Annotated in this window: 26 protein-coding genes and 1 pseudogene; 16 read left to right on the top strand and 11 right to left on the bottom strand. The window is 49.9% G+C overall.

All coding sequences use genetic code 11. The features are described from left to right. The first annotated feature begins 26 nt into the window (after positions 1 to 26). The 4 genes from arfA (WG68_RS11985) to WG68_RS11975 all read left to right on the top strand — a co-directional run bounded on the left by arfA (WG68_RS11985) (position 27) and on the right by WG68_RS11975 (position 1,958). Positions 27 to 236, top strand: coding sequence for an alternative ribosome rescue factor ArfA (arfA, locus tag WG68_RS11985; protein ID WP_046557929.1), 210 nt, complete (start codon positions 27 to 29; stop codon positions 234 to 236). Positions 237 to 385: 149 nt separating this feature from the next. Continuing rightward, on the top strand, positions 386 to 1,468 hold the full coding sequence (locus WG68_RS11980) for a Fic family protein (RefSeq protein WP_046557928.1): 1,083 nt from the start codon (positions 386 to 388) through the stop codon (positions 1,466 to 1,468). Between the two features lie 27 nt (positions 1,469 to 1,495). Next, positions 1,496 to 1,648: an alternative ribosome rescue factor ArfA gene (gene arfA, locus WG68_RS19930; protein WP_083981876.1), complete on the top strand. Its 153-nt coding sequence runs from the start codon at positions 1,496 to 1,498 to the stop codon at positions 1,646 to 1,648. Positions 1,649 to 1,769: 121 nt separating this feature from the next. Continuing rightward, positions 1,770 to 1,958, top strand: coding sequence for a hypothetical protein (locus WG68_RS11975; protein ID WP_046557927.1), 189 nt, complete (start codon positions 1,770 to 1,772; stop codon positions 1,956 to 1,958). Positions 1,959 to 2,011: 53 nt separating this feature from the next. Here WG68_RS11975 and WG68_RS11970 read toward each other — a convergent pair whose 3' ends face one another. The 4 genes from WG68_RS11970 to WG68_RS11955 form a co-directional block, all read right to left on the bottom strand. Beyond that, positions 2,012 to 3,157 carry a RelA/SpoT domain-containing protein gene (locus WG68_RS11970; protein WP_200897590.1) on the bottom strand — a complete coding sequence of 382 codons (1,146 nt, stop codon included), beginning with the start codon at positions 3,155 to 3,157 and terminating at the stop codon, positions 2,012 to 2,014. A 62-nt stretch (positions 3,158 to 3,219) separates the two neighbouring features. Beyond that, a complete protein-coding gene (locus WG68_RS11965) occupies positions 3,220 to 3,753 on the bottom strand; it encodes a HEPN domain-containing protein (RefSeq protein WP_046557926.1) in 534 nt (177 codons plus the stop codon). A gap of 151 nt (positions 3,754 to 3,904) precedes the next feature. Continuing rightward, complete coding sequence (locus WG68_RS11960) at positions 3,905 to 4,741, bottom strand: DUF3037 domain-containing protein (RefSeq protein WP_046557925.1); 837 nt, start codon at positions 4,739 to 4,741, stop codon at positions 3,905 to 3,907. After that, positions 4,738 to 5,457 carry a HipA family kinase gene (locus WG68_RS11955; RefSeq protein WP_046557924.1) on the bottom strand — a complete coding sequence of 240 codons (720 nt, stop codon included), beginning with the start codon at positions 5,455 to 5,457 and terminating at the stop codon, positions 4,738 to 4,740. The genes WG68_RS11960 and WG68_RS11955 overlap by 4 nt, the downstream gene beginning before the upstream one ends. A 446-nt stretch (positions 5,458 to 5,903) precedes the next feature. Between WG68_RS11955 and WG68_RS11950 the strand changes: the two genes are divergently transcribed. The 6 genes from WG68_RS11950 (at position 5,904) to WG68_RS11925 (ending at position 9,900) form a co-directional block, all read left to right on the top strand. Next, on the top strand, positions 5,904 to 6,815 hold the full coding sequence (locus WG68_RS11950) for a hypothetical protein (protein WP_046557923.1): 912 nt from the start codon (positions 5,904 to 5,906) through the stop codon (positions 6,813 to 6,815). 299 nt (positions 6,816 to 7,114) lie between these two features. Next, positions 7,115 to 7,393, top strand: coding sequence for a hypothetical protein (locus WG68_RS19555; RefSeq protein WP_152663089.1), 279 nt, complete (start codon positions 7,115 to 7,117; stop codon positions 7,391 to 7,393). Positions 7,394 to 7,544: 151 nt separating this feature from the next. After that, positions 7,545 to 8,057, top strand: coding sequence for an inosine/xanthosine triphosphatase (yjjX, locus tag WG68_RS11940; RefSeq protein ID WP_046557921.1), 513 nt, complete (start codon positions 7,545 to 7,547; stop codon positions 8,055 to 8,057). A gap of 55 nt (positions 8,058 to 8,112) precedes the next feature. After that, positions 8,113 to 8,502 (top strand): MerR family transcriptional regulator, encoded by a 390-nt coding sequence (locus tag WG68_RS11935; protein ID WP_046557920.1) that lies wholly within the window; start codon positions 8,113 to 8,115, stop codon positions 8,500 to 8,502. Positions 8,503 to 8,569: 67 nt separating this feature from the next. Continuing rightward, a complete protein-coding gene (locus tag WG68_RS11930; protein WP_046557919.1) occupies positions 8,570 to 9,148 on the top strand; it encodes an NAD(P)H-dependent oxidoreductase in 579 nt (192 codons plus the stop codon). 137 nt (positions 9,149 to 9,285) lie between these two features. Continuing rightward, positions 9,286 to 9,900: a hypothetical protein gene (locus WG68_RS11925; protein ID WP_052749070.1), complete on the top strand. Its 615-nt coding sequence runs from the start codon at positions 9,286 to 9,288 to the stop codon at positions 9,898 to 9,900. Between the two features lie 24 nt (positions 9,901 to 9,924). On the opposite strand, the gene WG68_RS11920 is transcribed toward WG68_RS11925, so the two are convergent. The 6 genes from WG68_RS11920 to WG68_RS11895 form a co-directional block, all read right to left on the bottom strand. Next, positions 9,925 to 12,399: a penicillin acylase family protein gene (locus WG68_RS11920; protein WP_046557918.1), complete on the bottom strand. Its 2,475-nt coding sequence runs from the start codon at positions 12,397 to 12,399 to the stop codon at positions 9,925 to 9,927. 116 nt (positions 12,400 to 12,515) lie between these two features. Then, positions 12,516 to 13,580, bottom strand: a complete 1,065-nt coding sequence (locus WG68_RS11915) for a hypothetical protein (RefSeq protein ID WP_046558001.1) — start codon at positions 13,578 to 13,580, stop codon at positions 12,516 to 12,518. Between the two features lie 101 nt (positions 13,581 to 13,681). Further along, the gene (locus WG68_RS11910) at positions 13,682 to 14,536 is read right to left on the bottom strand and encodes a DUF6999 family protein (protein ID WP_046557917.1); all 855 of its coding nucleotides are present in this window, start codon (positions 14,534 to 14,536) and stop codon (positions 13,682 to 13,684) included. Next, entirely contained in the window at positions 14,526 to 15,212 is a 687-nt protein-coding gene (locus tag WG68_RS11905; RefSeq protein ID WP_046557916.1) for an iron-containing redox enzyme family protein, read from the bottom strand. Before WG68_RS11905 ends, WG68_RS11910 begins: the two co-directional genes overlap by 11 nt. Continuing rightward, entirely contained in the window at positions 15,213 to 16,319 is a 1,107-nt protein-coding gene (locus WG68_RS11900; RefSeq protein WP_046557915.1) for a beta-ketoacyl-ACP synthase III, read from the bottom strand. Next, positions 16,316 to 16,888: a diguanylate cyclase gene (locus tag WG68_RS11895; protein WP_083981875.1), complete on the bottom strand. Its 573-nt coding sequence runs from the start codon at positions 16,886 to 16,888 to the stop codon at positions 16,316 to 16,318. Before WG68_RS11895 ends, WG68_RS11900 begins: the two co-directional genes overlap by 4 nt. Positions 16,889 to 17,002: 114 nt before the next feature. Here WG68_RS11895 and WG68_RS20025 point away from each other — a divergent pair. The 6 genes and pseudogenes from WG68_RS20025 to WG68_RS11870 form a co-directional block, all read left to right on the top strand. Next, positions 17,003 to 17,434, top strand: a pseudogene (locus tag WG68_RS20025) (PKD domain-containing protein); the annotation flags it as partial. Positions 17,435 to 17,476: 42 nt separating this feature from the next. Then, positions 17,477 to 19,627 carry a PKD domain-containing protein gene (locus WG68_RS11890; protein WP_161796365.1) on the top strand — a complete coding sequence of 717 codons (2,151 nt, stop codon included), beginning with the start codon at positions 17,477 to 17,479 and terminating at the stop codon, positions 19,625 to 19,627. 312 nt (positions 19,628 to 19,939) lie between these two features. Further along, positions 19,940 to 20,659: a GGDEF domain-containing protein gene (locus WG68_RS11885; RefSeq protein ID WP_052749069.1), complete on the top strand. Its 720-nt coding sequence runs from the start codon at positions 19,940 to 19,942 to the stop codon at positions 20,657 to 20,659. A gap of 144 nt (positions 20,660 to 20,803) precedes the next feature. Beyond that, on the top strand, positions 20,804 to 21,229 hold the full coding sequence (locus WG68_RS11880; protein ID WP_200897589.1) for a DUF4398 domain-containing protein: 426 nt from the start codon (positions 20,804 to 20,806) through the stop codon (positions 21,227 to 21,229). Next, positions 21,226 to 22,188, top strand: coding sequence for an OmpA family protein (locus tag WG68_RS11875; protein ID WP_046557913.1), 963 nt, complete (start codon positions 21,226 to 21,228; stop codon positions 22,186 to 22,188). The genes WG68_RS11880 and WG68_RS11875 overlap by 4 nt, the downstream gene beginning before the upstream one ends. Before the next feature lie 143 nt (positions 22,189 to 22,331). Next, entirely contained in the window at positions 22,332 to 22,691 is a 360-nt protein-coding gene (locus WG68_RS11870; RefSeq protein WP_052749068.1) for a hypothetical protein, read from the top strand. Between the two features lie 76 nt (positions 22,692 to 22,767). On the opposite strand, the gene WG68_RS11865 is transcribed toward WG68_RS11870, so the two are convergent. Then, positions 22,768 to 23,514 (bottom strand): Crp/Fnr family transcriptional regulator, encoded by a 747-nt coding sequence (locus WG68_RS11865; protein WP_046557912.1) that lies wholly within the window; start codon positions 23,512 to 23,514, stop codon positions 22,768 to 22,770. Between the last annotated feature and the right edge of the window lie 53 nt (positions 23,515 to 23,567).

Below are 23,567 nucleotides of genomic sequence, written 5' to 3'. Positions count from 1 at the left end.
CGCGTTTTTTAAACAGGAGTAGCAAGATGAGTAAATCAGCGGCATGTGAGCATGGCCGCGGCGACATCCGCGACAATGCATTAAAGGCCTTAGTCACCAGCAAGTTGTTTCAACCCAAGGTAGTTAAGGCAAAAAAGGGCAAAGGCTCCTACCAACGTAAAGGGCGTAATTCAAAAGATTACGCCCTTGTTGTTTTGGCCAATCGCCATCAGAGCGCAACCTTTTATCTGACCTAAACTGATTAAAAGATAACTTTTGTATCAGCTTTACCCTGCTCAAATATAGAAAATCAGAAAATTTATAGATATCACACCTAACATGTATAGTTTTTCTTGTTTTTTATACATATTATAGCAATGTGTATAGAAATATCGGGAAAGCTTACATGTCGTACGTACTCACATCACTACCGCTAGCAAATATTGAGCAGTGGGAAACTCGCACGGTATTAAAAAAAACTGCAGAAGCACACCGATATTTGGCTGAGCTAAAAGGCGTGGCTGCCAGTATCCCAAACGAAGCTATTCTTATTAATACGCTAAGTTTGCAAGAAGCAAAAGACAGCTCAGAAATAGAGAATATAATCACTACCCACGATGAGTTGTATAAAGCTAACTTATTTGAAGATGCCGTTGCCAACCCCGCAGCTAAAGAAGTGCAAGACTATGCTTTTGCACTGAAGGAAGGGTTTCAAACTGTTAGACGGCAGAAACTCATTCGTCTTACCGATATCTTACAAGTACAAAAAAACTTAGAAAAAAACAGTGCCGGCCTTCGCAAACTGCCTGGTACAGATCTAAAAAATGCTCGCACCGGAGAAATCATATATACCCCGCCGCAGCACGCGGGAACCATAGCCGCTTTAATGGATAACCTGATCGATTACATTAACGATGATGAACTGTGCGATGCTGATCCGCTGGTAAAAATGGCAGTTATCCATCACCAATTTGAAAGCATCCATCCGTTTTATGATGGAAATGGCCGTACCGGACGCATTTTAAATATCTTGTATCTGGTAGCCAAAGATCTGTTGAATTTGCCTGTATTGTACTTAAGTCGGTTTATGATCCGCGATAAAACTGCGTATTACACACAACTCCAACAATTGCGTCAGACAGGTAATTGGGAGCCATGGCTGGTGTATATGCTTAACGGTGTTATAGATACCGCCGTCAATACCATTTCGCTGATTACCGAAATAAAAGTCCTGATGCAAAACTATAAGCACCGGATCCGTGATGATTTGCCCAAAATCTACCGTCAGGAGCTACTCAATAACCTGTTTAACCACCCTTACACCAAAATCGAATTTGTTATGAATGATCTTGGTGTATCTCGCATCACGGCAACTAAGTATTTAGATGAATTAGTTAAGCTCGAGTTGTTACATAAAGAAAAAATTGGCCGTAGTAACTATTACATTAATCAGCCTTTATGTAGTTTGCTAATGCAACACGCTCAATAACATTCCTGCAGCGTCGGCAACGCCGACATTACTGCGATAAAGGCCTTAGTCACCAGCAAGTTGTTTCAACCCAAGGTAGTTAAGGCAAAAAAGGGCAAAGGCTCCTACCAACGTAAAGGGCGTAATTCAAAAGATTACGCCCTTGTTGTTTTGGCCAGTCGCTACACCTTGCCTACTTAGTTACACCGCTTTGCCGAACTTCACCGCTTTACGAATTCTGTTAACCAACGCCACTACGGCGCTTTTTATTGCTTTTCACCTGTATCCGGCTAACAATTACTGAGTTAACGGAGATATACCTATGCCAAACCCGCTTAAAAAAGATGACGCGCACAAGCTGATAGATCAACTCCCTGCTGATGCCACCTGGGACGACCTGATGGAGCAGATATACGTGCGTCAGGCAATCGAGAATGGTCTACGCGACAGCGAGCAGGGCAAGTTGCAAACTGTGCGGGAAATCCGTCAGAAATATGGTTTACCTGAGTGAGTTAACTAAGTGAAAGTGCCGTCGCACAGTGTCAGAACGACAGATGGTTTAGCTTACTTAAAAATTCGCCTTAACAAGCTAATAAAACTAGACTGGCCTTCCGAAAGGCGTTTATGTATTTCTTCAATGAAAACTAGGTATTTAATGAACTGAGATGAATCTGCAAAATAATTTGGGTATGCTTCCTTGATGCCCCCAATAGCATCTGTGAAAACCAATGCGACAACCATTTCTTTTTTTGTTGCTTCTTTTTCGGCTTCTACAAAAGCATCTGATGCTTCTTGATCTTGACTACTTTCAAAAACTTGCGCATTTAACGTGGCAACTTTTTTATTAATCTCAATTTTTATAAGGGCGTAACCATCAGCTGGGATCTGGGCAGCATTATCGTTAATGACTTGTAGTGAGCGAGAAAAAGCGTTTAATTTTTCTATTATTCCTATATTTTTACATGAATCAATTACCTTGGATATTGTTTGTTGTAAATCAGGTTTTTTTATTGCAGCTTCGAGGAGCTTCTCGAATTGCAGCCTATCTTCAAGCTTGTCAAACATATGAATATTATCTATCACTGAAAGTATCTCAGATACGCCAATGAAAAATTCTTTCCACTCCCTTCGTCCTTGATTTGTTTTTAATGATTGCTGGGTAAAGAGATCGACTATCTCTATGGCTGTTGCCCAGTAATGTTGATTCTTTGTTCTGAGCTGAACCTCAATAGAACGGCTGCCTCCAAATAAATCATTAAACTTTCCAATAAGATGTATGCCTCTGTATCCATCATCTTTTGGCTTTTTAATGTAATCTTTTATTCTGAATAGACCATCATTGAATCTAAATTCTTTTCTCCTTTTCAGCACAATTAACGTCTGATATACTTTTTTCTCCGTCGAGAGTATTGCTCTGCATCCTCCAATATCTTGCATGTTTTTTAGCTTCATAGAGCTAAATCTTTTAAGTTTTAGACTAATTGACGCATGCCGCTTCAAACGTTTTGCACATATCGCATTTTTATCTTGTTCTGTAGCGTAGTCTTGTACTATTTTAAAAGCAGATTCCAATGGGGACTCGTGACTAAAACGCCAGAAAGACAATATATCCATTGCTTTTGAAAAGGATGATTCATCTACTTTAACTATTTCAGATATCAGCATCTCGCCAGCTCGGTTTATCTCTTTTCCACTATACTTTTCAAGCACTGAAAATTTCACCCTTAGATAATTTGTATTAAAAGACTTCGAATTACTTAGCAATTAACAAACTATTTAATTATGCCGTCTGTTGAGTTTGCTAACTCCCTAAAAAACCTCACAGCCTTATCCAAATCTTCCCGCTTCACCAAATGTGCATTTTTCGGGTCACCACTCTGGCAAATCTGATGAACCGCATCACCGCGCATTTTTAGCCACTTGTCTAATCGTTCACGTGCTTCTTTCGGGGTGTAATTGTTCCAACGCCATGACTCTGTAATATCTACACCTAAAAATTCGATAAAGAGTTTTTTGACTTTGTCAGAGGTAGGGTTATGCAGCCGATTAATTTCATGGTCAAGTCTGCGCCGAATATATGCCGCCGTGAACTCATCCTCAGACAGGGCAAGCTTTGCTTCCACCTGTTCAATAGCAAAAGCTTCGATATAGGTCTCCCACGCAGCTGCGGTCATTACCAAAGCAGCGCGTTTTAGTACTTCATACTGTTGGCGTTGCTCTTGCGACTCCAGATTATCAAACAGCTGGATCAGCTTGGCGACATCCTGCATTCCGGTTTCAAAAATGGCATAGGCACGGCTGGTCATAACTTCCTTTTACTACTGCAGGCAGGTAGTCCTTAATTGTATATAGGCTTAACCTAAAGGAAGTGCGGGATATTTCAAAGCACTTTTTGGTACAGGGGTAAGAAAAATGTAACAAGACCCAGAATTTCGGGGCCCGCGAACTGTGTGGGGATTATTGAAGTTTAAAACTATCAGCTACTAAAGCTTGTTTGGCAAAGCGGCTGATGCCGGCTTTGTCTTTGTGATCTAAGGTTTGCACGCCAAAGGCTGCCAGTTCACGCTCTACTTCTTTATAAGCACCCAGTAACTTGTTGTCTTTATCGGCAGGCCCTTGCAATGGCAGCAAAATATGGTCTTTTTGTAACACATCATGGTTTACCAGCCGCCGAAATCGGCCCAGCCATTGCTCGGCATGATCAAACAAGCGAATAGCCGTTTGCTGGCGAAAGGCTAATGGCCTGATCACGAAAACGTCATTGGTTTTGGCAACCAAAGGCAGTGTCACCTCAATTAAGTTATCGTGAATTTTCTGCTGCTTAAAGTGTGTTAGCTTTTCTTCCTTTAACTGCTGACGAATCACTTTAACCATCAGGCTTTCCTGATATTCTTCGGTCAGGAAAGTACGGTGCACCAGCCGTTCGAATAATTGGTCAATCACTGCTGCCGGCTTCTGGTCCAGATATAAAGAACGCAGCTCTGAGTAGCGCACCAACGTTTCTCTTGGCCGCACCACTTCCTGCATCTGCTGTGCTAGCTCTTTAGGAGTGAGCCGGGTTACATAGCTTTGCAAGCGTTGCAGTTCTTGCTCGACAGTTTGCAGCGTGGCTTTATATAACTTGCCTTCAAGATCTTCAAAAAAATCAGTTACGCGGGCGAAGCGGGTGTTAGCCAGACGAAAATCAAACAGGCCTAATTCTGGCGCGCACAGCACTATGCCGACGTTAGCAAACTCGCCCGTCTCAACATGAGGTAAAAACCGTACTATCGCATACTGATACAATGTTTTCATATCAGTGCCTCCCAAAATTCGTCGCTGTTAAACAACGTTAGTGTATCGTTTATTTCTGCCAGATAACCCGGTGCTTCTTCCAGCCATGCAGGTGGTAAAGTGGCAGCATACTGGGCCAGCCCCTGTAACGCAATGGCTAGTTTAGCACTATAGTGTGATCGCCAAATGGCATCGTGCTGTGCGCTGAACCAGGCATTAAAGGCTAAGTGTGTGCACGCATTTGCTTTAAAATTATAGCTGCTGTCAAATGCAAGGTTATGGTCCAGTACTACATATTGATTGGAAGCTGCCCGAAAGAATAAGTTCGGGTTGCCACCATTTTCCGTCATGGTGCGATCTTCATTTCTAATCCAGTAATCAAACAAAAAAAGATCACGGGCGAATTGAGCATGCATGTTAGACACGCTGGTTGGTGTCACCTCCAGCAAATCTGATATTAACTTTGAAGCAAATACCACGCTATCACCTAGGCCTAAAACACGGCTGGCTGCATCATCAAATCGTAGCAACGCAGGTGATAAATAGGCACAGCAGTGGGTTGGAACATTAAGTTGAAGTACATTACCAAGATAAGCGCAAACAGCTTCATTTATAAGCCCTTTTGCCCCAGCCTGAGGTCCTTTTATGTAATACCGTTCGTCATCTGATAAACGACACAGATAAGGCTCAGTTCTACCCTGACTGGCTTTACACTGGATCTCAATTACATCAAGCACCCAAACCCTCCATGATTACTTTTTACCTTCAAAAAATAAAACAGCTTTTAACTTAGTCAGTTAATTGAGCAGTAGCAAGCTGTTTAAATTTTGGCTAAACATTGTTGGCGGGGCGTTCGCTTGTTGTCTAACGCGCGAGTGCCTGCAGCAGCGCCTGATGAAAACTCTTGGGTGCCTGGATATGTGGCGAGTGGCCGAGGTCGGCGAAGCGTATCAGGTTGGCGTTGGGTATCGCCTCGGAGGCCGCCGGGCCTAGTTTGGGATAGTTGTCTCAGCTTGGACGTAGCGTTGCAACGTCAATATTAAGCGGTAAACTTTAGGCAAAAATGACTATGACAATACTGCAGCAATGCCGCTACTGGCATTATATTTAGCCTTGCGATATCGAAAAAGAGATGCTTTAATAACGTTTTGTTAATATTAAGATCATTCAGGGAAGAAAAGCAATGCCGCAACCTCATCCTTATACCGCTCGTGCTGAGCTGGAAGCTGCCTTTAAAGAAAACCAACATGATATTTATGTGCAGGATAGCCGTGAATTAGTTGAGCTGTGGGTCGCTGAGCAACGAAGTAAAGGAAAGAGCCAACAACAAATTGAATCTTCTTTTGAAGAAATTACCAGCGGGAAACTAGCTGAAGCGCTTGAACAAGCAGGTCGTGCATTTGGTTCAAATATGATCTCCGCGACTAAAGATAGCAAAATGTTGGTAGCGCTTGCGGGGGAAATGAAGCGCTCTGGCAGTATACTTGGCCGCTATTACATCGATACTCGTGGTGGCAAACATTACGTTATTTTCAAAGGTAGAGCAGGGCTGCGAAAAATTCTTACCGGCACCCGCTATTTGGCTGCGAACACTAAGGTGATGAACATAGGTGTTGGCGGTCAGGCACTGCGTGCCTCAGCCAAAGGAGGATTCTTCGTCTCATTAATCTTCTCTGTTACGCTCAATTCAGTTGATTGGGTGCTGAAAGATGAATTCCGTTGGACTAATTGGATCGCCAATGTCAGCACGGATATAGTAAAAGCGGTAATCTCTGGTGCTGCGGGCTATGCCGCAGGAATTTATTTTGCTGGTACAGCAGCCACCATTGCTATCCTGCCTCTTGGTGCTGCAATCATTGCGGGTATCATTGTAGCTGGCGCATTGTATGCACTAGACAACCACTTTGGCATAACCAAAGCAATTATAGATCATTTAGAGCGTACAGAGAGAAACGTAAAAAGCGACATCCGCGATGGTTTTTACTACATTATTCAATCAACGGGTCATGCTGTGCGTCGGCAATTAGAATCACATACTCGTAGTTACATCTCTGGCCTACTGCGCAGATTTAATGGTATTCCGGTAATACGATGAACCAGCAATCAATACTTAAAGACGTTATTGCCCTGATTTTTTTTTGCATTTTGCTGATCGCAGGCACTTGGACACTGCTTTACTCACTGCAATCCCAATTAGCTGAAATTAGTAGCACTAAACCCCTCATTGTATTGAGTAGCTTTCACGGCTATTTACCCGGTGCTTTGCTGGGGCTGCTGTTTATGTTGGGTTATGCCGCTAATCGAACTTGGTGTTGGCTAAGGCAAAAACCGCTATCCGCTGACAACGGTAAGATCACAGCTATAGGTGTGCTGGCCGGTTTAGTATTGGTAGTTATGGGCAGTTTTGCCATTAACACTTACTGGGATAACAAAGCAGAATACGCCGGCTATCAGCCTTGCCCTGCGCTCACATTATTGACAAATCGTGTGACTATGACAGCTTGGAGTACAAACGCAGCATTATGTTTTGATAACGATGTAAGGCGGATTATCGTTCGCGGCACTGCAGATGAAACTGCACAACTGGCAAAGCATTTAAGTGCCAGAGAAAAACAGCATCAGGCAAGCAAGCAGTTTTTGCAGCAAGAAGCACAGCTCAAAAACGGTGGTTAAGGCGTTGTGCTGCCAGGAGGGTAGCGCTTGGGAGATGATTCTTTTTCTACCATTGAAACTAAATATGCTGCTAATGGCAACTAGGTAACATTTGAATTAGCTGCTCTGGCATGCTACACAACAGCTAACTCAACCAATACGTACTTTTACCATGTGGAATATCGCCGTGGCCTCGGCCAACCCGGCCAAAATTAATGCTGTGAAACAGTGCTTTCATAGCAATTTCCCCGAGCAAGCTATTACCGTTACCGGCATTGCCGTGCTCTCCGGCGTGCCGGAGCAGCCAATGAGCAGCGCCGAAACCTTGTTGGGCGCACAAAACCGCCTGCAGGCGCTGCAACAGCAGGTAAAGGCGGACTTCTATGTAGCGATTGAAGCCGGGTTAGACGGTGATATGACCTTTGCCTGGATGCTGATTGCCCATAACGGCAAGCTGGGTAAAGCCCGCTCGGCCAGCCTGATGCTGCCGCCGGCGGCACTTAAGGCGTTACAGCAAGGGCAAGAGTTAGGTGAGGTGATGGACCAGCTGTTTGGTACCCACAACATTAAGCAAGCCGGTGGCGCCATTGGCTTATTAACGCAAAACCGCTTAAGCCGCAGCAGTGTCTACCAACAAGCGCTGACCCTGGCGCTGATCCCGTTTTTTAATCAGGCACGCTTTTAACCGGCCGGCTCCAGTGTCTGGCAGGGGAGCGGTTTAAACTGAACAAGGAAGCACTATGTTTATTGGGGCCGTAGTTAAGCAAACCGGCGCATCGGCGAAAGCGGTGCGGTTGTATGAAGCTTTAGGCTTACTGGGTAAGGTGCAGCGCAAGGGCGCTTACCGCTATTACAGTCCGGCGCAGTTAAACCAGATCAGCCTGATCCGCCAGGCGCAGCGGCTGGGCTTTCGGCTGGCGGAGCTGAGCCCATTGCTCAATGCCGGTGGCTCCAGTCCGGATTGGCCGGCGCTGGCGCAACAGTTAGCGACGAAACAAGCGGCAATTTGCCGCGAAATAACCCGATTACAGCACCTTCAGCAGCAATTACAGTTAATTATGCAGGAAATATCTGATTGCAGCAGTCAGACGCCGATACCGCCCATTGCGGCCTGCTCCGCCCGCGCTTGACTCTGCCCTTAGGGACAGACTGTATGCAGCGATCTGTCAGATAGTCATTCGCCAGTGGGGCAGTAGCATGAGTTGTAAAAACCTGTTAATTATCAGTATACATAGCGGCACAGAGCGCTTAAACCAGGCACTAGCCACCGCCTATGCCGACAGTGCAGCAGCGGCAAGCCACAACATCCGCTGTCTGCAACTGGATCAGCTTAGCTTTAACCCGCTGTTGCAGGGTTACCAAAATGCGCCAGCGCTGGAGCCGGATTTACAGGCCGCTCAGGCCGATATACTCTGGGCTGAGCATATTACCCTCATTTATCCCATCTGGTGGGGCAGCGTACCAGCATTGCTAAAAGGCTTTTTTGACCGGGTGTTACTGCCTGGCTTTGCCTATAAATACCAGAGCGGTAAAAAATATCCGCAGCCGTTACTGCTTGGCCGCACTGCCCATTTGCTGCTGACCATGGACACCCCGCCCTGGTACTATCGCTGGGTAGATGGCGCGCCGGGTTTAAGGCAGGTCAGCCGCACCACCCTGGGGTTTTGCGGCATAAAAACGGTAAAAAGCCTGCTACTGGGGCCGGTGATTAGCTCTACTTTAGCGCAGCGCCAACGCTGGCTACAGCAAGCCGGCCAACTGGCACAGCGATTATAGTGGCATAGCCGCTGGCTATTGGTTCTAGGCCTTAGTTCAACTTCTTATAATATGCAAGTTGTTATCACAAAAAATTGCCTGAAATTTCAGCATGTGTTAGATTTGTGAAACTTTTACGAAAGCCTGGTGTGAGTAAGATGCAACGGAATGTAATACTTAGCGAAGAAGAGCGCGGCTATTTTGCAGCGCTATTCGATGAAGAGATCACGGTTGTCCCTGCTGGTTCGGACAACTTAAGCCATATGATCTCGGTTACGGCGGAAGTGCCAAAGCTTATTGGCTCGCTGCTCGGTCAGGCGCAATTTACCTTACTGGCCGAAGTGGGACACTATAAGCTGTGGTTTCCGATGGAGATGACTCTGGATGAGTTTGGCCAGCTGAATCCGGTGCTAGGCATTCCGGAAGTAGTGGAATATGCAGGGAATCAGCGCAGCTGGCGTTTAACGGAGCTGGATGAACTCAGTGTAAGCAATGCCAGCTATACCGGTAAAGTGAAAGTGTTATCGCTGTCCAGTACTGGTATGGCATTGCAGCTGGACTGTGCCGAGGTAGCTGCGCAAATGCGCCTAAGCAGCGAAATTACGCTGCAGCTACCCGACGGCCAGTTATTGCAATTAAGTATGGTACCGGTAAGACAACATGGCAGCATGCTGGCGACTCGCATAACCGCCTGTAAACAAAACCGTGATGTATTGCGCCGGTATTTATTTCAACGCCATCGTCAGCGTCATCCTGCGTTATATCAAGCCTAAATGGCCACTGCCTCTTCTTATTTTTTAATCTGGGTTCGGCACCGTTAACAACAGCTGGCTAACCTGATCAGCGGCAATATCGGCTGCGCTAAAGCGCATTGGCCGCCACTGCTGCTGGCTGAACATTGCGGTTTGATCAGCAAAGTGCACCGATTCCGGATCGTGCGACTGGCTGTAGGCCAGCAACATTTCTGCCTGGGGGCCAGCTTCAGTAAACTGCAAGGCCATCACAAAGCTGGAGCCATAATTCAGCCGGTAGGCATCTGCTCTCAGGTTATCTTCGCTCAGGGTTAGCAGCGGTGAATCGGGCCGGCCCTGGCCGGTGATCACGGTGGCCAGCTTAGAGGTACTGCGTGAGCCGCTCACCCCCTCGGCCATATTAAACGCGCCCTCAAACGAGTAACCACCGGCAATCGCTATGGGCGCTTGCTGCTGCGCTTTAATCAGGTATTGCACTTCATTAAGGGGCGCATTCAGGGCAATGCCAGCCTGTTGCAAGCGCTGCATCGCGCTGGCCAGCGCCAGTAACACCGGATCCTGCTCGGCTACGGCAGTGGCTGGTGCAATACCGGCTGGGGTGCCGAGCGGATCGTTACTGTCAAAGCCGCTGGCATACAGCACATCAGCCAAAGCACGGTGGCTGGGTATCCGGAAGCTGGCCAGAAACTCGCGCATCAGCTGGGCGCCCTGGCTATGCAGCTGATACTGGCCATCCCAGGCTGCCAGTGTCTGGCATGCCGCAGCTAAGTTTACTGTCTGGCCAGGCAGTTGTAATGGCGGTGCCGCCTGGCAACGGCTGACAATATCAGCCACGAATAACTGGCCAAACAGCGAGCCGTTGTGGTTAAACACCTGCTTAAGTGCGGCTAAATCAAATTTATACTCGCTGTCGGCCACCCAGTCTGAATTAAGCAGCAGGCCATTGTAGCGGGTGCGTGGGCTGCGAATAGTTTGCTCGGGGCCATACACCAAAGGGTAACCTTGCAGCCTGGCAGTCAGGTGGCTGAGCCAGTGGCTGCTGTTGGCATTAAACACATAGTCGTTACGGCTAAGCTGCGGGGCTTCTGCCAGTGGCACTAAGCCGGGTGCGATCGTGTGGCCGGAATCCTGCCATTCAAACATCGGGTCATTGCCAGGTAGCAGCAGGCTGCCATCGCCATCCTGCCACAGCAAGGACAGCGGTGGCTGTTGCACCGCAACTTTAAGCATGGCATCGACCGGCCCGGCTAAGCGCGGTACTTGCGACGCATCAACGTAACTGGCCTTCCCTTCGCTGCTGGCCAGCAGAGTATTGACCCAGGGGATGCCCTGATGCTCTGCCAGCGCAGCAAAAAAGCTGGTGGTGTCACTGGCTTTATTCAGCGCCAGCCACTGTTGCAGCATCCGGCTGTTATTCTGGTTGGCATCTTTAATGGCAATGGCACTCTGGCTGTTCCAGCCCAGGCTGGGGTCGATACTGGCCAGGTTAACCAGTGGTCCAAAGTGGCTGCGGTACAGGGTGTGATTAATTAGCTGCAGGCTGCCATCGGCCAGCTGCACTTCAATACTGACTTCGGTTTGTTCAATATCCCGATAGCTATCACCATAGCGATAGCGCAGGGGGTTTGCCGGGTCCAGTTCCAGTTGGTACAGGGTGAAACGTTTACCCTGTGACACTGTGTGGGTCCAGCCCAGTTGCTGATTAAAACCAATAAGTACCGCTGGCATACCAATCATGCTGACTCCGGTAACGTCCAGCTCACCGGCGATGGTCAGGTGTTGTTCAAAAAAACGTAGTTCGCCATCCCAGGGGAAATGCGGGTTTGCCAGGATGCTGGCATTGGCGCCAAGGCTGCGCTCTGGCCCCAGTGCCCAGCCGTTACTGCCAAGGCCATTGGCATTAAATATCCGGCTGGCATCCAGTGTTAGCTGGTAGCCGGTATCGTTGCCCGGTGGTTGGGCTGCGGCCATAGCGCTGATAAAATTGCGGCTGCTGGCCAACAGGGCTAAATCCAGATGATAGGCCAGCAACTCAGTGGCGGTAATAGGGGCTACCCAGGCGGCGTTACGACAGGGGCTGGGATAAGCTGCCGGGCTGGCAAACTCGCTTAAACGCTGGTTAAAGCCTGCCACATAACCATGCAGTGTGGCGCTGGCGTTGTCGGGTAAGCTGCTAAGCAGCTCGCTGGCGCGCTCAGTTAACCGCAGGCCCTTGTAGCCCAGATCACTTAGCACAAACTGCTGGCCCGGGCCCGGCCCAAAAAAGCGGGCCTGTTCAGATTTCAGCTTGGTGATCTGCTCGGCCAGGGTACATAAATTTTCAGCGGCCTGGCTGTAGCCGACCCCATAGCCCATACCACGGTAACTGGTCGCGCTAATATGCGGTACACCATAGGATGTATAGGTAATGCTGACTTGTTCCTGCTCAGGTGCAGGTTCCGGAGTAGCGCTGTTGCAACCCGCCAGCACTAAGCTGGCAGTGATTAACGTGATAGCCGGTAATGGAAAACTGATACGCATACAATCCCTCGTGTGCAGTTGTTAAACAACCAACCCTACGCTGAAACGAAAAATAAACTACATGGAATTATGATATTTGCATGATATTAACGTGATTGTTAAGTTCAGCAGGCAAATTACTGCGGACTAAAAAATTCAAGTTGCTGGCTCGGCCAGTGCAGGGTAGCGGTTTTGATATACAGCTTTTCAGCCAGTTGCGGTTGGTGCTGTTGCACGGTGGCCATGGCGAAGTTGGCTAAAAATGTTGCTTTTAAGGTAGCGCGGCGTTGCTCGCCGCCGGCTTGCTGATAGGGTACTGAGGCCAGCAGCAAAGCACCATCATCCGGTATCCGCCGTTGTTGCATGTTGGCGGCAATAATCGCCGCCGCCTGGCGCAGCGGCAGGGTGAGATCGGGGCTGAACGGGCCAATAATCAGTGCGGTATTTGGCACATGCAGAAAGTCGAAGCCGCGACCAATGCACAGCATCCACTCGCGATGCTCCTGCGCTAACGGTCGCTTGCTGCCATGTATTTCGGCAATATGGGCCAGGTTGCCCTGCAACAGCGGCAGTAGGTCGGCCTGCAACCGCGCTGACATATCGGGTAGAAGTTGCTGTAACAAGGGGGCAATAGTGGTGTCAGGTGTCAGGCAAGTTAGGTCGAGTATTGCCTGGTCGTCTGGCAGCAGGCCGCCATGGATCAGTAAGCCATCGCTATCGGTTTCAAAACCACAAACCAGTGGGTACACCCGGCTCAGATCCGGATATAACTGGCGAAACTGCTGTTGCAGCTGGCGGGCCGCGGCCAGTGCCGCCGTTTTACTACAGTTAAAGCCGGCACAACCGCGTGCTTTGCTGCCACGGGAGAAATGATAGGTGATCAGCACCAGTACCGGCCGGTTGGCTCGCTCGGCCTGGCATACGGTGTCAGCAATTAAATCGCCCAGATAAGGCCAGCCTAAATCGAAAATGCCACCAAGATTCCGAAACGGTTGAATAATGCCCTGTGGGGTTTGGGTGGCCACCGGCAGATGCAGCCGGCCGTCCATGCATTTTAACGCCACGATGGCACTGGGGTGGGCCGCCTGATACTGCGCCCGCGCCTGCTGTTGTGGCGCACTTAAAAAGTGGCTGCTGTGAGCCTGACCCAGTTGCTCCAGCCAGGCAATACGCTGGGCTATTGGTTGCTGATAAAGCTGCATGGCGCTGTCCGCTGCTGATCCTGCTTTACCATAGCTACTGGCGGCCAATCCGACAAGCTATCGGCCGGCTGACTTTAGTCGTAGCATCAGGAGCCGTAGCATCAGGCCGGGTAGTTACTGGCCAGCCGTCGTTGCTCCAGATAAGCGTACAGCTGCTCGGTAAAAAAACCGTGCATTAAAAAGCGCTGGCCTAAGTTCCAGGGCCCGACTAAGTAATGCGGAAATTTGTTATAGGCCATCTCACGCAGGTTGCTGTCACCGACTAGATCACCAATCCGGATAGCAATAGACTGATCCAGGTTAAAGCCGTTAATGGCATCGCGGTACTGCTCGCGGGTTAACAATAAACAGAATAAACACATAAACAGCGCATGGGCGCTTTCAAAATCCAGCCACTGCGTGCGCTTCTCAGCGAGCTGAAATTTTGCCATATCAATAGGTTGCCAGTGCTGCCAGCTTACCTTTGTGGCTGGCAACGGTTGCGGCGGATGGTGCCAGCTGCCCAGTTCGCCAAATAACCGGAACAGCTGCTGATCATGTTCAACAAAGCTGGCCTGCTGCATGTCGGCAATACATTTGGGATACAGTTGTACCGGCGCAATATCGCTGGCGGGGCTATTGGCGGCCAGAAAATTTAACACATTCGATTCCGTGGCATAGTGGCGCAGGATCAGTAAGTTGGCTTCCTTACTGACAAAGTGAGTGCAAAACCAGCAAATTAGTTTCTGTAAGCTCTGGTGGGCGCTGAATTGCGGCAACGGCAGCCGTTTAAAAAACCAGATAAGGTGCAGTAAAATGGCAAAAATAAACTGCAGCAGTGGCCGCACGCCCCAGCGCAGCGGGTTTTGTAAGTCTTTGAGCCATAAATCCAGCGCAGCCTGTTCTATTGGCAAGGAATTATCGTTGGCAATGGCGTTAAGGTAGGCGCTTGGCTCTGGTTTTTTGCTAGTACTCATTGTCTACCTCTTCCAGTTGCAGGCAATACAGCCTGGCGGTAACCCGGGCGGTACGCACTATCGCGCTAAGCTGCGCCGGGCTCTGACACAGCCGGTCGAGCAACTGATACAGCTTTTGCAAATGGTCATCATCATTGGCGCCGTGGTAGCGCATAAAGCGGCTGTAGCTGCCATCGCCGCCGGTTGTTTTGTCTATTTGTGTCGCCCAGTCGCTGGCCATTTTCTGGCCCAGGCCTTCAATAATCCACATGGCACCCACTAAATCGACCGGGTTGCTCTGGCTGGCCCGATACATTAAAAAGCCGTGTAAGGCCTCGGTGCCGATATTACGTGCTGCGTGTTGAATATCGGCCAGGCTGCCGCCGGCGGCAACGTAATCCTGTTCCAGCATTTCATAGTCGCGGTGTTCTTCGCGGGCATGGCCGATAATCACCGAGCGCACGTCGCTGTAGTCGCGGTCGAAACTGGAGGCGCAGCGGCTGATCCAGCGCGAGCCCTCAATTACCTGCTGGCGCCAATGCAGCAGCAACTGGCAATAATCGGCTTTACTAAACTGGCCACGCTCTAACCGCTGCAACAGCGGTACCCGGCCGAGCTGGCGTTCAAACTCAAACCACACCCGCATTAGCGCCTGTAAACACTGTTGGCCTTTTGGGCTTAATACTTGTTCCGTCATTCAGGCCTCCACTACGGTTAATTGCATATAAGCATTATTAAAGCGGCCACTTTCCGGCACCATACACAAAATAGTGTCGCCGTTTTGGTATTGCTGTGTGCGCCGAAATTCATCCAACATAATAAAAATAGAGGCGCAGCCGGTGTTTCCGCGGCTATACAGGTTGCTGTACCATTTGTGTTCAGCAATACCCACGCCGGCGCGCTGCATCATGTCGAAGATTTTGCCACGAAAATAATGTGACGAATAATGACAGAGCACATGGTTAACGTTATCTGGCTGCACCCGGCCTTCACTGATTAAACGCAAATAGCCATCGACGCCGAGCTTGACGATATTTTCCAGTAGCCGCACATCCTGGCGGATCAGCAGTGCACCGGCTGCTTCGGCCTCGGCATAGGTGGCATAATCCTGCCAGCTGCGGCTGTCGCTGCTGTTGCTGGGATAGCCCACGCTCATACAAACAGGGTAAGCATCGGCGTGCGAAAAACTGCGCAGCCAGTCTATTCTGAAACACTTGTCACGCGGCTGGCGCTCCAATAGCAGGGCACCGGCGCCGTCGGATAACATCCAGCGCAAAAACTCGGCGTTAAAGTCCAGCTCGCTGCCGGCCGCTTCATAGCGGCTGGCTTTAAATAAGCGCGAGGTTAGCTCACTGGCCACCACTAAGGCGTTGTGCTGCTCACCGGCTAGCAGGTTGGTATAGGCGGCCTTTAACGCCATCATGCTACTGGAGCAAATGCCATGGCTGCTATGCAGCTCAATATCACTTAAGTCCAGCTCGGCCTGCAGCATTGAGCCAAAGCCGGGTAGTACCACATCGCCCTGGCTGGTGGCGGCACTGAGCATTTTAATTTGTCGTTTACCCAAAAAACTCTGGCTTAAGCAGTGCTCTGCAGCTTTGGCGGCCATGCCGGCATTACTGATCGTAGTGCGGTGGTTGGCGTCCATGGCGTAATGGCGGGTGTGTATACCGTTCGATTGTAAAATGCGCCGCTTTAAGCGGCTGGGCTTGCCATGCACCAAGCCCAGCAGCGGCTCCATTTGCTCATTACTAATTGGCGGCCCCGGTAAAAAGTGGCCACTACTGGTAATATAGACACTCATAGCCGTACCTGCGGATGTTTTAAGGCGGTGAATAAGCAGCGCAGATTTTCTTCCAGATATGGCAGGACACAGACCACGGCCATAAAGCCCAGATAATAGGGTAAATAACTATCGCCACCATGCGCATAGGGCATGCGTTGCAGGTAAAATTCGCCCTGCCAGTTAAAGCTAATCAGTTTCACAAATACCGGGTAGTTAATTACAACGATTAGCAGCAACATATACAGTGGCAGGGTAGCCAGATAGTTGTGGGCGTGCATTTCCCACACACTGATATGCCGTTTCGGTGCAGCGTAATGTACGTCGTAATGCGCCACGGCTTCATGCGCCAGCCAGGCCACAATGCAAATCAGCATAATCAGCACATTCACCTGAAACAGCAGGCAGAGCAAAATCGGCACCGCCATCTGAATGCCCATTAGCGAATGGATCAGTGACTCCCGCAGGCCCGAGGTGTACTCAATGCGGGTAGCGCGGTGGCAGCACCAGTCGACAAAACCGGCAATACCCCACAGCGGCAAAAACACATACAGCATAAGCTGAATTAATAACTGACTGGTTTGCAACACCGCACTCCTGTTGCTGCTAGTAGTGCGACCTACTATAACGCAGGGTTAATGGTTTATTCACCGGCAAATAAAAAATAATTTGATATTTTTATTATTAAGATACTGTTCATTTTTATGTGGTTTCTGCATAATTCCTCGTCATTTCAGGCACGGAAAACATATAACGTTGTTATAAAAAATAATAAAAGGATAGTTATCTTGTTTAGGAAGAATTCATGGATTTTATTGGCGCTGGCTATCTTGGCGGGTTGTGGTGGTAACGGTAGCGAAGACGTTGCAGTTGCGCAGAATAAAGCCCCCCGGGTTGCAGTAACTAATGCTACCGCTTATGAAACGGAAGTGGTCACTGTTACCGCTATAGCAACCGACGATGATGGTACTATTAGTAAATATCACTGGCAGCAAACCAATGGCACTGCCGTAGCACTGGCAGATTCCAGCTCTGCGAATATCACTTTCACTGCGCCAGCGGTTAGCGCAGAACAGCATTTAAGCTTTCAGGTCACAGTGACAGACAATCAAGGGGCTACCGCCTCAGCAGTAGCCACTGTTACGGTTAAGTTCAATCAACCGCCGGTAATCGCCCTGTTGGATATTGAAGCGAATGAACAAACAACAACACAGCTTACTGCCAGCATCAGCGATGATGGTGAAATTGCTGCGATAAACTGGCAACAAACAGGTGGGCCGGCTGTTACCTTAAGTGGCGCAGAGACCGCAACGCTAAGTTTTACCACACCAGATGTTGAGCGTGATACTGAGTTGCGTTTTACGGTCACCGCAACAGATAATTTTGGTAAAAACGCTACTGCTGGTGTGGTGGTGTTAGTGAAAGTCGTTGATGTAACATTTAATATTCAGGGAGTTGTGTCAGATGCTCCAATTCGCAATGCGGCAGTCAATGCCAGAATTGATGGGGTCTGGTATGCAACTACAGCGAATGGCAGCGGCGAATATAACCTTGAAGTTCAGTTGAGATTAGATGCAAGTGATGAACTGATAGTGTTAAATGCAACGTCGCCAGATTCAAGCCTTGTGGCTTTTCAGTCGGTACTAGGCACAACAGTTGAAATCCTCAGCGCCGCAGGCAACGATAGCACATTGACCAACAATGAACTGTTTGCCACCAACATCACCAATGTTACCTCAGCTCATTACGCCTTACTAATGCACGCTAATAATGGGACTGCACCTGCTACCCCGGCTGAGTTGCAGCAGGCTACGTCGGAGATGAATGGCGATTTGTTACTACCTATTGCCACGGCAATAAAGCTGGTGCTGGATTACTCTGCAGACAACGCTGACCTAGTTCTGCCAGCAAAGTTTGCAAATATTGCAGACTGGTTAGCTGATGGCACAGCAGTCAGAGAATACGTTCATCACGCAAAGCTTAAGGCAAGTGCTGTCTACGACGAAGCGTCAGCTGCCATCCTGGCAGACGATAAATTGGTAAGGTCGCAGTTAGCACTCACTGATTTGATTGGCCACTACTTTATTGACCGTGAAATGGCTAACAGCAGAGAGCTTGCGCAAATTATTATCCGGGCAGATAAAACAGGCAGCTGGTTACAAAGCAATGCAGGTGGTGATTTTAACTGGAATCAAACAAGCGAAGGCATTGTTGTTGACTTCGGTACGCCAGGTTTGCTGCTAAGCAACGAGTCACGTGAAACTTATCTTTTGTCGGCGACATTAGCGATAACCAGCCAGACCACAGACATTGTGCAATTCGTAGCAAAAAAGGTGTTGGCGATGCCTCCTCGCGATAGCGGGATGGTTGACCCTGAAATAACCATAAAGCTTGATTCTTTTAAAGCGTTTAAACCAAATGCCCTGATAAACGCATCTACCGTACTCGACATGGATCAGGCCTATGCCCTGCCATATGCTGGTCAGAACTCTACTTTTGCTCCTGAATCACTTTTTAATATCACTACATTGTTGAGTGTTGCAGAAGTTGAGTTTACCGGGAACCCTGAAACGGGTGGTGTAGCCTATTTTACCACGGCAGACTACGTATCCCCTGACGGGCTGGCTGCAGAGACAAGCTCATATCCATGGCATATTAATGGTGTAGGCCAGGCAGTTATTACTCTATCAGATTCTGATACCATCGAAATCAGCGTTTTGCCCGTCAGGCGGACACAGGATAATCCTGTCGTCAGTGTCCGTTCACTGGTTGGTGGTTATAGTCGGGCAATCACCTATGCTGCGGCTGCGAAGCGTGAACAGCGGTGGTTAGAAGATTCAGTGCCCGGTATATATGTTATTCCGGCTGATCCACTCAACGTTACGGATATGTTCTGGCTTGAGTTATATGAGGACAATACGGCAATCACCGTATCTATTGGAGATACAAACCGGGATGGTGTAATTAGTGACAATGAAATAGCGCAACAACCTGGCTTCTGGCAAATTGATGAAGCTGGTGCTTTGCATGTCAGACGTTATCGCAGCAATGAAAATAACCGAATTTGCCAACCGACGGGCTGGCAGCCAGCAGCTGAAGATAGCTGTCAGTTATATAATGACAGAGCGATTCACCTGAATAATCTGGGCAACCTGACGGCGGCAGGTGAGCAGGAACTGTCGATTGTTATTGATCATCGCTTTTATGACAGTTTTGGCCGGGGAGGTGCAACCGGCTATCCGCAGTTGGAGCAGGATCAGCTGTCGTGGGCAGGGCGTTACAATATCATTTGGAAAAAGGTGCTGGAAAGGCCGATTCTGCTCAACTAAAGACGTATTAACTAAGGGCTGATATCAGCCCTTTATTTTTTCGCCTAGCAGCGCGCCAGAAAAGACAGCGCGCTGCCCAGCAGCACAAACAGCGCGGTGGCAATAACCGACGATAAACTGACCTATAGTGGTCATTGTTGCATCTTGTCCCGCTTATGCGCGCTACCGCACCGATAAATGTCACAAGGCACCTTTATAATTCACTTGTCGTTCACTTAAAAGTGATTTGCCTGTTGTTGATGTCTGAAGTACGCAACCATAAAACAAATAATTAATGATCCGTTAATCAGAGTAGGTACAGGGAAGGATAGTATGAATGAACCTCAGCATCCTAATATAGAGCTTTTACGAAACTCAGTACTTAAGCTGCATGTTGATGCACAAAGTGCTGAGCTGGTGCGAATGCGTTGTGAGTTTTTATTGCAACATAATATCTGGTACCAGCAACAGCAACAGATGCTGCAAAGTAATCAGCTGTTGTCGATGGCGCTGCTGCAGGCCAGTACACTGCATAGCCATACGCAGTTGCGGTTACAGCAAGTGATGCTTAATAGCCAGTGCGATACCCTTACCCAAACTCTGAACCGCAGTACTATGCTGGACCGGATTGGCCATGCCATCAGTGTGGCGAAACGTCAGCACAGCCAGTTTGGGTTGCTGTTTATCGATTTAGATAACTTTAAACCGGTGAACGACCGCTACGGTCATGCTGCGGGTGATGCCGTGTTACAACAAATGAGTGCCAGGTTAATGGCGGCAGTGCGGGGGAGCGACGCGGTTAGCCGCCACGGTGGCGATGAGTTTCTGTTGCTGCTGACCGATCTGAAACACCGCGAGGATATTAGTGCCTTTACTACCAAGATACAGTACACCCTGGCTCAGCCCTGCCAGTTTAATGAACACAGTGTCACGCTGTCGGCCAGCATTGGTGTTGCCATATTTCCACTGGATGGTGATACCCCTGCAGCATTAATCAACTATGCCGATGCTGCCATGTACCTTGCAAAAAAAACGAGAAATACAACGTGCTAGTCCGGTTGCTTCGCACTTAGGGGCAAATGTTTGGTACTAAGCGCGCCAGCGCACAGATAAGCTGGCAGCGCCAGGCGCATCATAGCGCTGGGCGCACCCTTACTGCTGCCCCTTACTGCTGCCCCTTACTAGCAGGAGCTGCAGATGAATACCCCCATCATTACTACCGAGTCAAAAAACCACAGACCAGGCATGCTGGCTCAGCGAGCCATGCTGCTGGCCAGTATGATTGTGTTGCTGGCGGGCTGCGCTGCAGCACCGCAGCCGCCGTCTGCAGAACTCGAGGCCGCTGAACGGGCCATTAGCGTTACCGAGCGGGCGCAGGTTACCCGTTACACCAGTGTTGAACTGGATACGGCGCGCCAGGAACTGGCTGGCGCACGTCAGGCGCTACTGGCAGAAAACATGCCGCAGGCCGCACGTCTGGCGCTGCAGGCACAATTAAGTGCCGAGCTGGCAATGGCCAAAGCCGAACTGCTAAAAGCCCGGGAAGTAAACCAGGATATGCAGCAAAGTATTGAAGCGGTCAGGCAGGAAGCACAGCGTAATCAGTCAGGAGTCAAACCATGAACAGTTTCAAGCCTTGCAGTAAAACATTGCTGAGCCTGGCACTTGCCGGCGCTGTGCTAAGCGGTTGTGCTTCCGCCCCCACCAGCCCGGAGGGTGCCGCCAACGTGCGCCTGCAACTCAATCAGTTGCAGGCTGATCAACAACTGGCCGTACTGGCGCCGCTGGCCATTAAAGATGCCGAACAGGCGGTCAGAGTGGCAGAGCAGCCAGAAAAAGACAGTGTGCTAGCGGCCCACCGGCTAGTGTTGGCCGAACGCAAAGTAGCACTGGCGCTGACGCAGGCGCAAACCCGTCAGCTGGAGCAACAGCGCACCGGGTTAAGCCAGCAGCGTGATGAGGTCCGCTTAGCTGCCCGCAGCCGCGAGGCAGCCAGTGCCAGGGCTGATGCCAGCGCAGCTCGTCAGGATGCCAGTGGCGCCCGCAGTGATGCTGAGCAGGCACGGCAACAGGCGCAACAAGCGGCCAACCGCGAAAACATGGCACTGACAGAGGCAGCCAGCGCCCGGGATGACGCCCGCACTGCCCGCGAGCAAGCCGATGCGTCTGCCGCAACGTCAGCTGAGTTAAGAGCCCAAATCGCTGAGCTGAATGCCCGACCGACGGACCGCGGTTTGGTAGTGACGCTGGGCGATGTACTGTTTGATACCGCCCAGGCTAACCTGAAAAGCGCCAGCAGTAATCATCTGGTAAAACTGGGCCAGTTTTTAAATAAACATCCCGAGCGAACGGCGCTGATTGAAGGACACACCGACAATGTGGGCTCAGCCGCATCCAATGTGCTGCTATCGCAGCGCCGGGCTGAAGCGGTTAAAGCCTTTCTGGTTGCCCAGGGCATTGCCGCCAGCCGGCTGCAAGCTTCAGGTAAAGGCCTGGATATGCCGCTTGCCAGCAATAATACCGCCGAGGGTCGTGCCCAGAATCGGCGGGTAGAAGTGATTATTGCCAACATCCCGCAATAGCCACAACCGCGCCTGGCATGAGGTAGCCGCGCGGCGACGATCGGGCATAAGCGCGTTGGCGCACCGAGCGGTTGTTCGTCAACTGGCATACTGAGATTAAGACAACGGCAATAGGGCCTTTGTCATTTATTACCGGAATCATTATGGACAACTTAACCGATCCAAGCAGCAACAATAACGCCTTTAACCGTGGGGTGGATACCGCCTCCGGCAGCATGCACAAAGCCATTGACAACGCTTCAGCCGCGGCCTCGCCGGCGCTGAAACAAATGACCAACAGTGCCCATAATACGGTAAATAAAATGACCGATGGTGCCCATTATGCTGCTGATGCTATCTCGCACAAAGGAGAGCAGCTGCATAACCTGCAGCAGCAACTGACGAAAAGTACCCGTAGCCGGGTGCGCAGCAACCCCCTGCTGGCAATTGGCCTGGCGGTGGCCGGCGGTCTCTTGCTCAGCTGGTGGTTAAACCGGCCACGTCGCCGGCCAGACGCCAGTTAAGCCTGTTAAAGCACCCGCAACCGCGGGTTTTTTTTATGGCCGTACTGATGTCAGGTAATCCGCAGCGCGGCAGTGGCTAGCTGGCACTGACGGCGTTACTGTCGTCCGGGGCAGGTTCACCCAGCATCCGGTGGTAATCGTCCAGCGCTGCCTGATAGCATTCGCAGGCCATGCCCTGCAACGCCTGCCGATCCAGAATACTGATCATGCCTCTGCTATAACTGATGATTTGCTGTTGTTGCAGCATGCCAGCTGCCACAGTAACGCCGCTGCGTCGTGCACCCAGCATGCCGGCCAGAAACTGATGGGTCAGGTAAAAACTGCTGCTGTGGGCGCGGTCATGGCTCATTAGCAGCCAGCGGGCCAGTCGCGGCCGCAGTTCATGGAAGTGGGCACAGGCAACATTCTGGGCCAGTTGTCCCAGCTGCACAAACAAATATTGCTGCAGAACCTGCTTCAGCTGCGGGCATTGCCGGATACATTGCTGTAACTTAGCCAGGCTAATCCGCCAGGCGCTACCTTTGCCCTGCACCACCGCTTGCATCGGGGCCAGGCTGACATTCAGTGCCAGTGTTGCGCCCAACATGCCCTCATTGCCAATAATGCCCAACTCCAGCGGCTTGTGGTTATCCAGTTTGGTTACCAGCGAAATAAAACCACTGAGCGGAAAGTATAAATACTGATAAGTCTGGTTTGACTGGCACAGGATGTCGGCAAACTGCAACTGCACCACGTCACAGTGTTGCAGTAGCGCCTGCCGGGCAGTATTGTTTAATAATTGCAATAAATGATTGCTGATAAGCGGGACTGGTGCAGCAGACATCACTAAAGCCTTCAGCACTGAGTTGACCCAATTGGTTCAAGGCCGGTGCCATG

The sequence above is a fragment of the Arsukibacterium ikkense genome (assembly GCF_000987775.1).
Classification (GTDB): domain Bacteria; phylum Pseudomonadota; class Gammaproteobacteria; order Enterobacterales; family Alteromonadaceae; genus Alishewanella; species Alishewanella ikkense.
This window is presented reverse-complemented; position numbering and strand designations above follow the sequence as displayed.

Excerpts from the sequence above, each read along its gene's own strand:
- arfA (WP_046557929.1), top strand. The coding sequence starts at position 27 with ATGAGTAAATCAGCGGCATGTGAGCATGGCCGCGGCGACATCCGCGAC.
- WG68_RS11980 (WP_046557928.1), top strand. The coding sequence starts at position 386 with ATGTCGTACGTACTCACATCACTACCGCTAGCAAATATTGAGCAGTGG.
- WG68_RS11975 (WP_046557927.1), top strand. The coding sequence starts at position 1,770 with ATGCCAAACCCGCTTAAAAAAGATGACGCGCACAAGCTGATAGATCAA.
- WG68_RS11965 (WP_046557926.1), bottom strand. The coding sequence starts at position 3,753 with ATGACCAGCCGTGCCTATGCCATTTTTGAAACCGGAATGCAGGATGTC.
- WG68_RS11960 (WP_046557925.1), bottom strand. The coding sequence starts at position 4,741 with ATGAAAACATTGTATCAGTATGCGATAGTACGGTTTTTACCTCATGTT.
- WG68_RS11950 (WP_046557923.1), top strand. The coding sequence starts at position 5,904 with ATGCCGCAACCTCATCCTTATACCGCTCGTGCTGAGCTGGAAGCTGCC.
- WG68_RS19555 (WP_152663089.1), top strand. The coding sequence starts at position 7,115 with ATGGGCAGTTTTGCCATTAACACTTACTGGGATAACAAAGCAGAATAC.
- yjjX (WP_046557921.1), top strand. The coding sequence starts at position 7,545 with ATGTGGAATATCGCCGTGGCCTCGGCCAACCCGGCCAAAATTAATGCT.
- WG68_RS11935 (WP_046557920.1), top strand. The coding sequence starts at position 8,113 with ATGTTTATTGGGGCCGTAGTTAAGCAAACCGGCGCATCGGCGAAAGCG.
- WG68_RS11930 (WP_046557919.1), top strand. The coding sequence starts at position 8,570 with ATGAGTTGTAAAAACCTGTTAATTATCAGTATACATAGCGGCACAGAG.
- WG68_RS11925 (WP_052749070.1), top strand. The coding sequence starts at position 9,286 with ATGCAACGGAATGTAATACTTAGCGAAGAAGAGCGCGGCTATTTTGCA.
- WG68_RS11920 (WP_046557918.1), bottom strand. The coding sequence starts at position 12,399 with ATGCGTATCAGTTTTCCATTACCGGCTATCACGTTAATCACTGCCAGC.
- WG68_RS11915 (WP_046558001.1), bottom strand. The coding sequence starts at position 13,580 with ATGCAGCTTTATCAGCAACCAATAGCCCAGCGTATTGCCTGGCTGGAG.
- WG68_RS11910 (WP_046557917.1), bottom strand. The coding sequence starts at position 14,536 with ATGAGTACTAGCAAAAAACCAGAGCCAAGCGCCTACCTTAACGCCATT.
- WG68_RS11905 (WP_046557916.1), bottom strand. The coding sequence starts at position 15,212 with ATGACGGAACAAGTATTAAGCCCAAAAGGCCAACAGTGTTTACAGGCG.
- WG68_RS11900 (WP_046557915.1), bottom strand. The coding sequence starts at position 16,319 with ATGAGTGTCTATATTACCAGTAGTGGCCACTTTTTACCGGGGCCGCCA.
- WG68_RS11885 (WP_052749069.1), top strand. The coding sequence starts at position 19,940 with ATGAATGAACCTCAGCATCCTAATATAGAGCTTTTACGAAACTCAGTA.
- WG68_RS11880 (WP_200897589.1), top strand. The coding sequence starts at position 20,804 with ATGAATACCCCCATCATTACTACCGAGTCAAAAAACCACAGACCAGGC.
- WG68_RS11875 (WP_046557913.1), top strand. The coding sequence starts at position 21,226 with ATGAACAGTTTCAAGCCTTGCAGTAAAACATTGCTGAGCCTGGCACTT.
- WG68_RS11870 (WP_052749068.1), top strand. The coding sequence starts at position 22,332 with ATGGACAACTTAACCGATCCAAGCAGCAACAATAACGCCTTTAACCGT.
- WG68_RS11865 (WP_046557912.1), bottom strand. The coding sequence starts at position 23,514 with ATGTCTGCTGCACCAGTCCCGCTTATCAGCAATCATTTATTGCAATTA.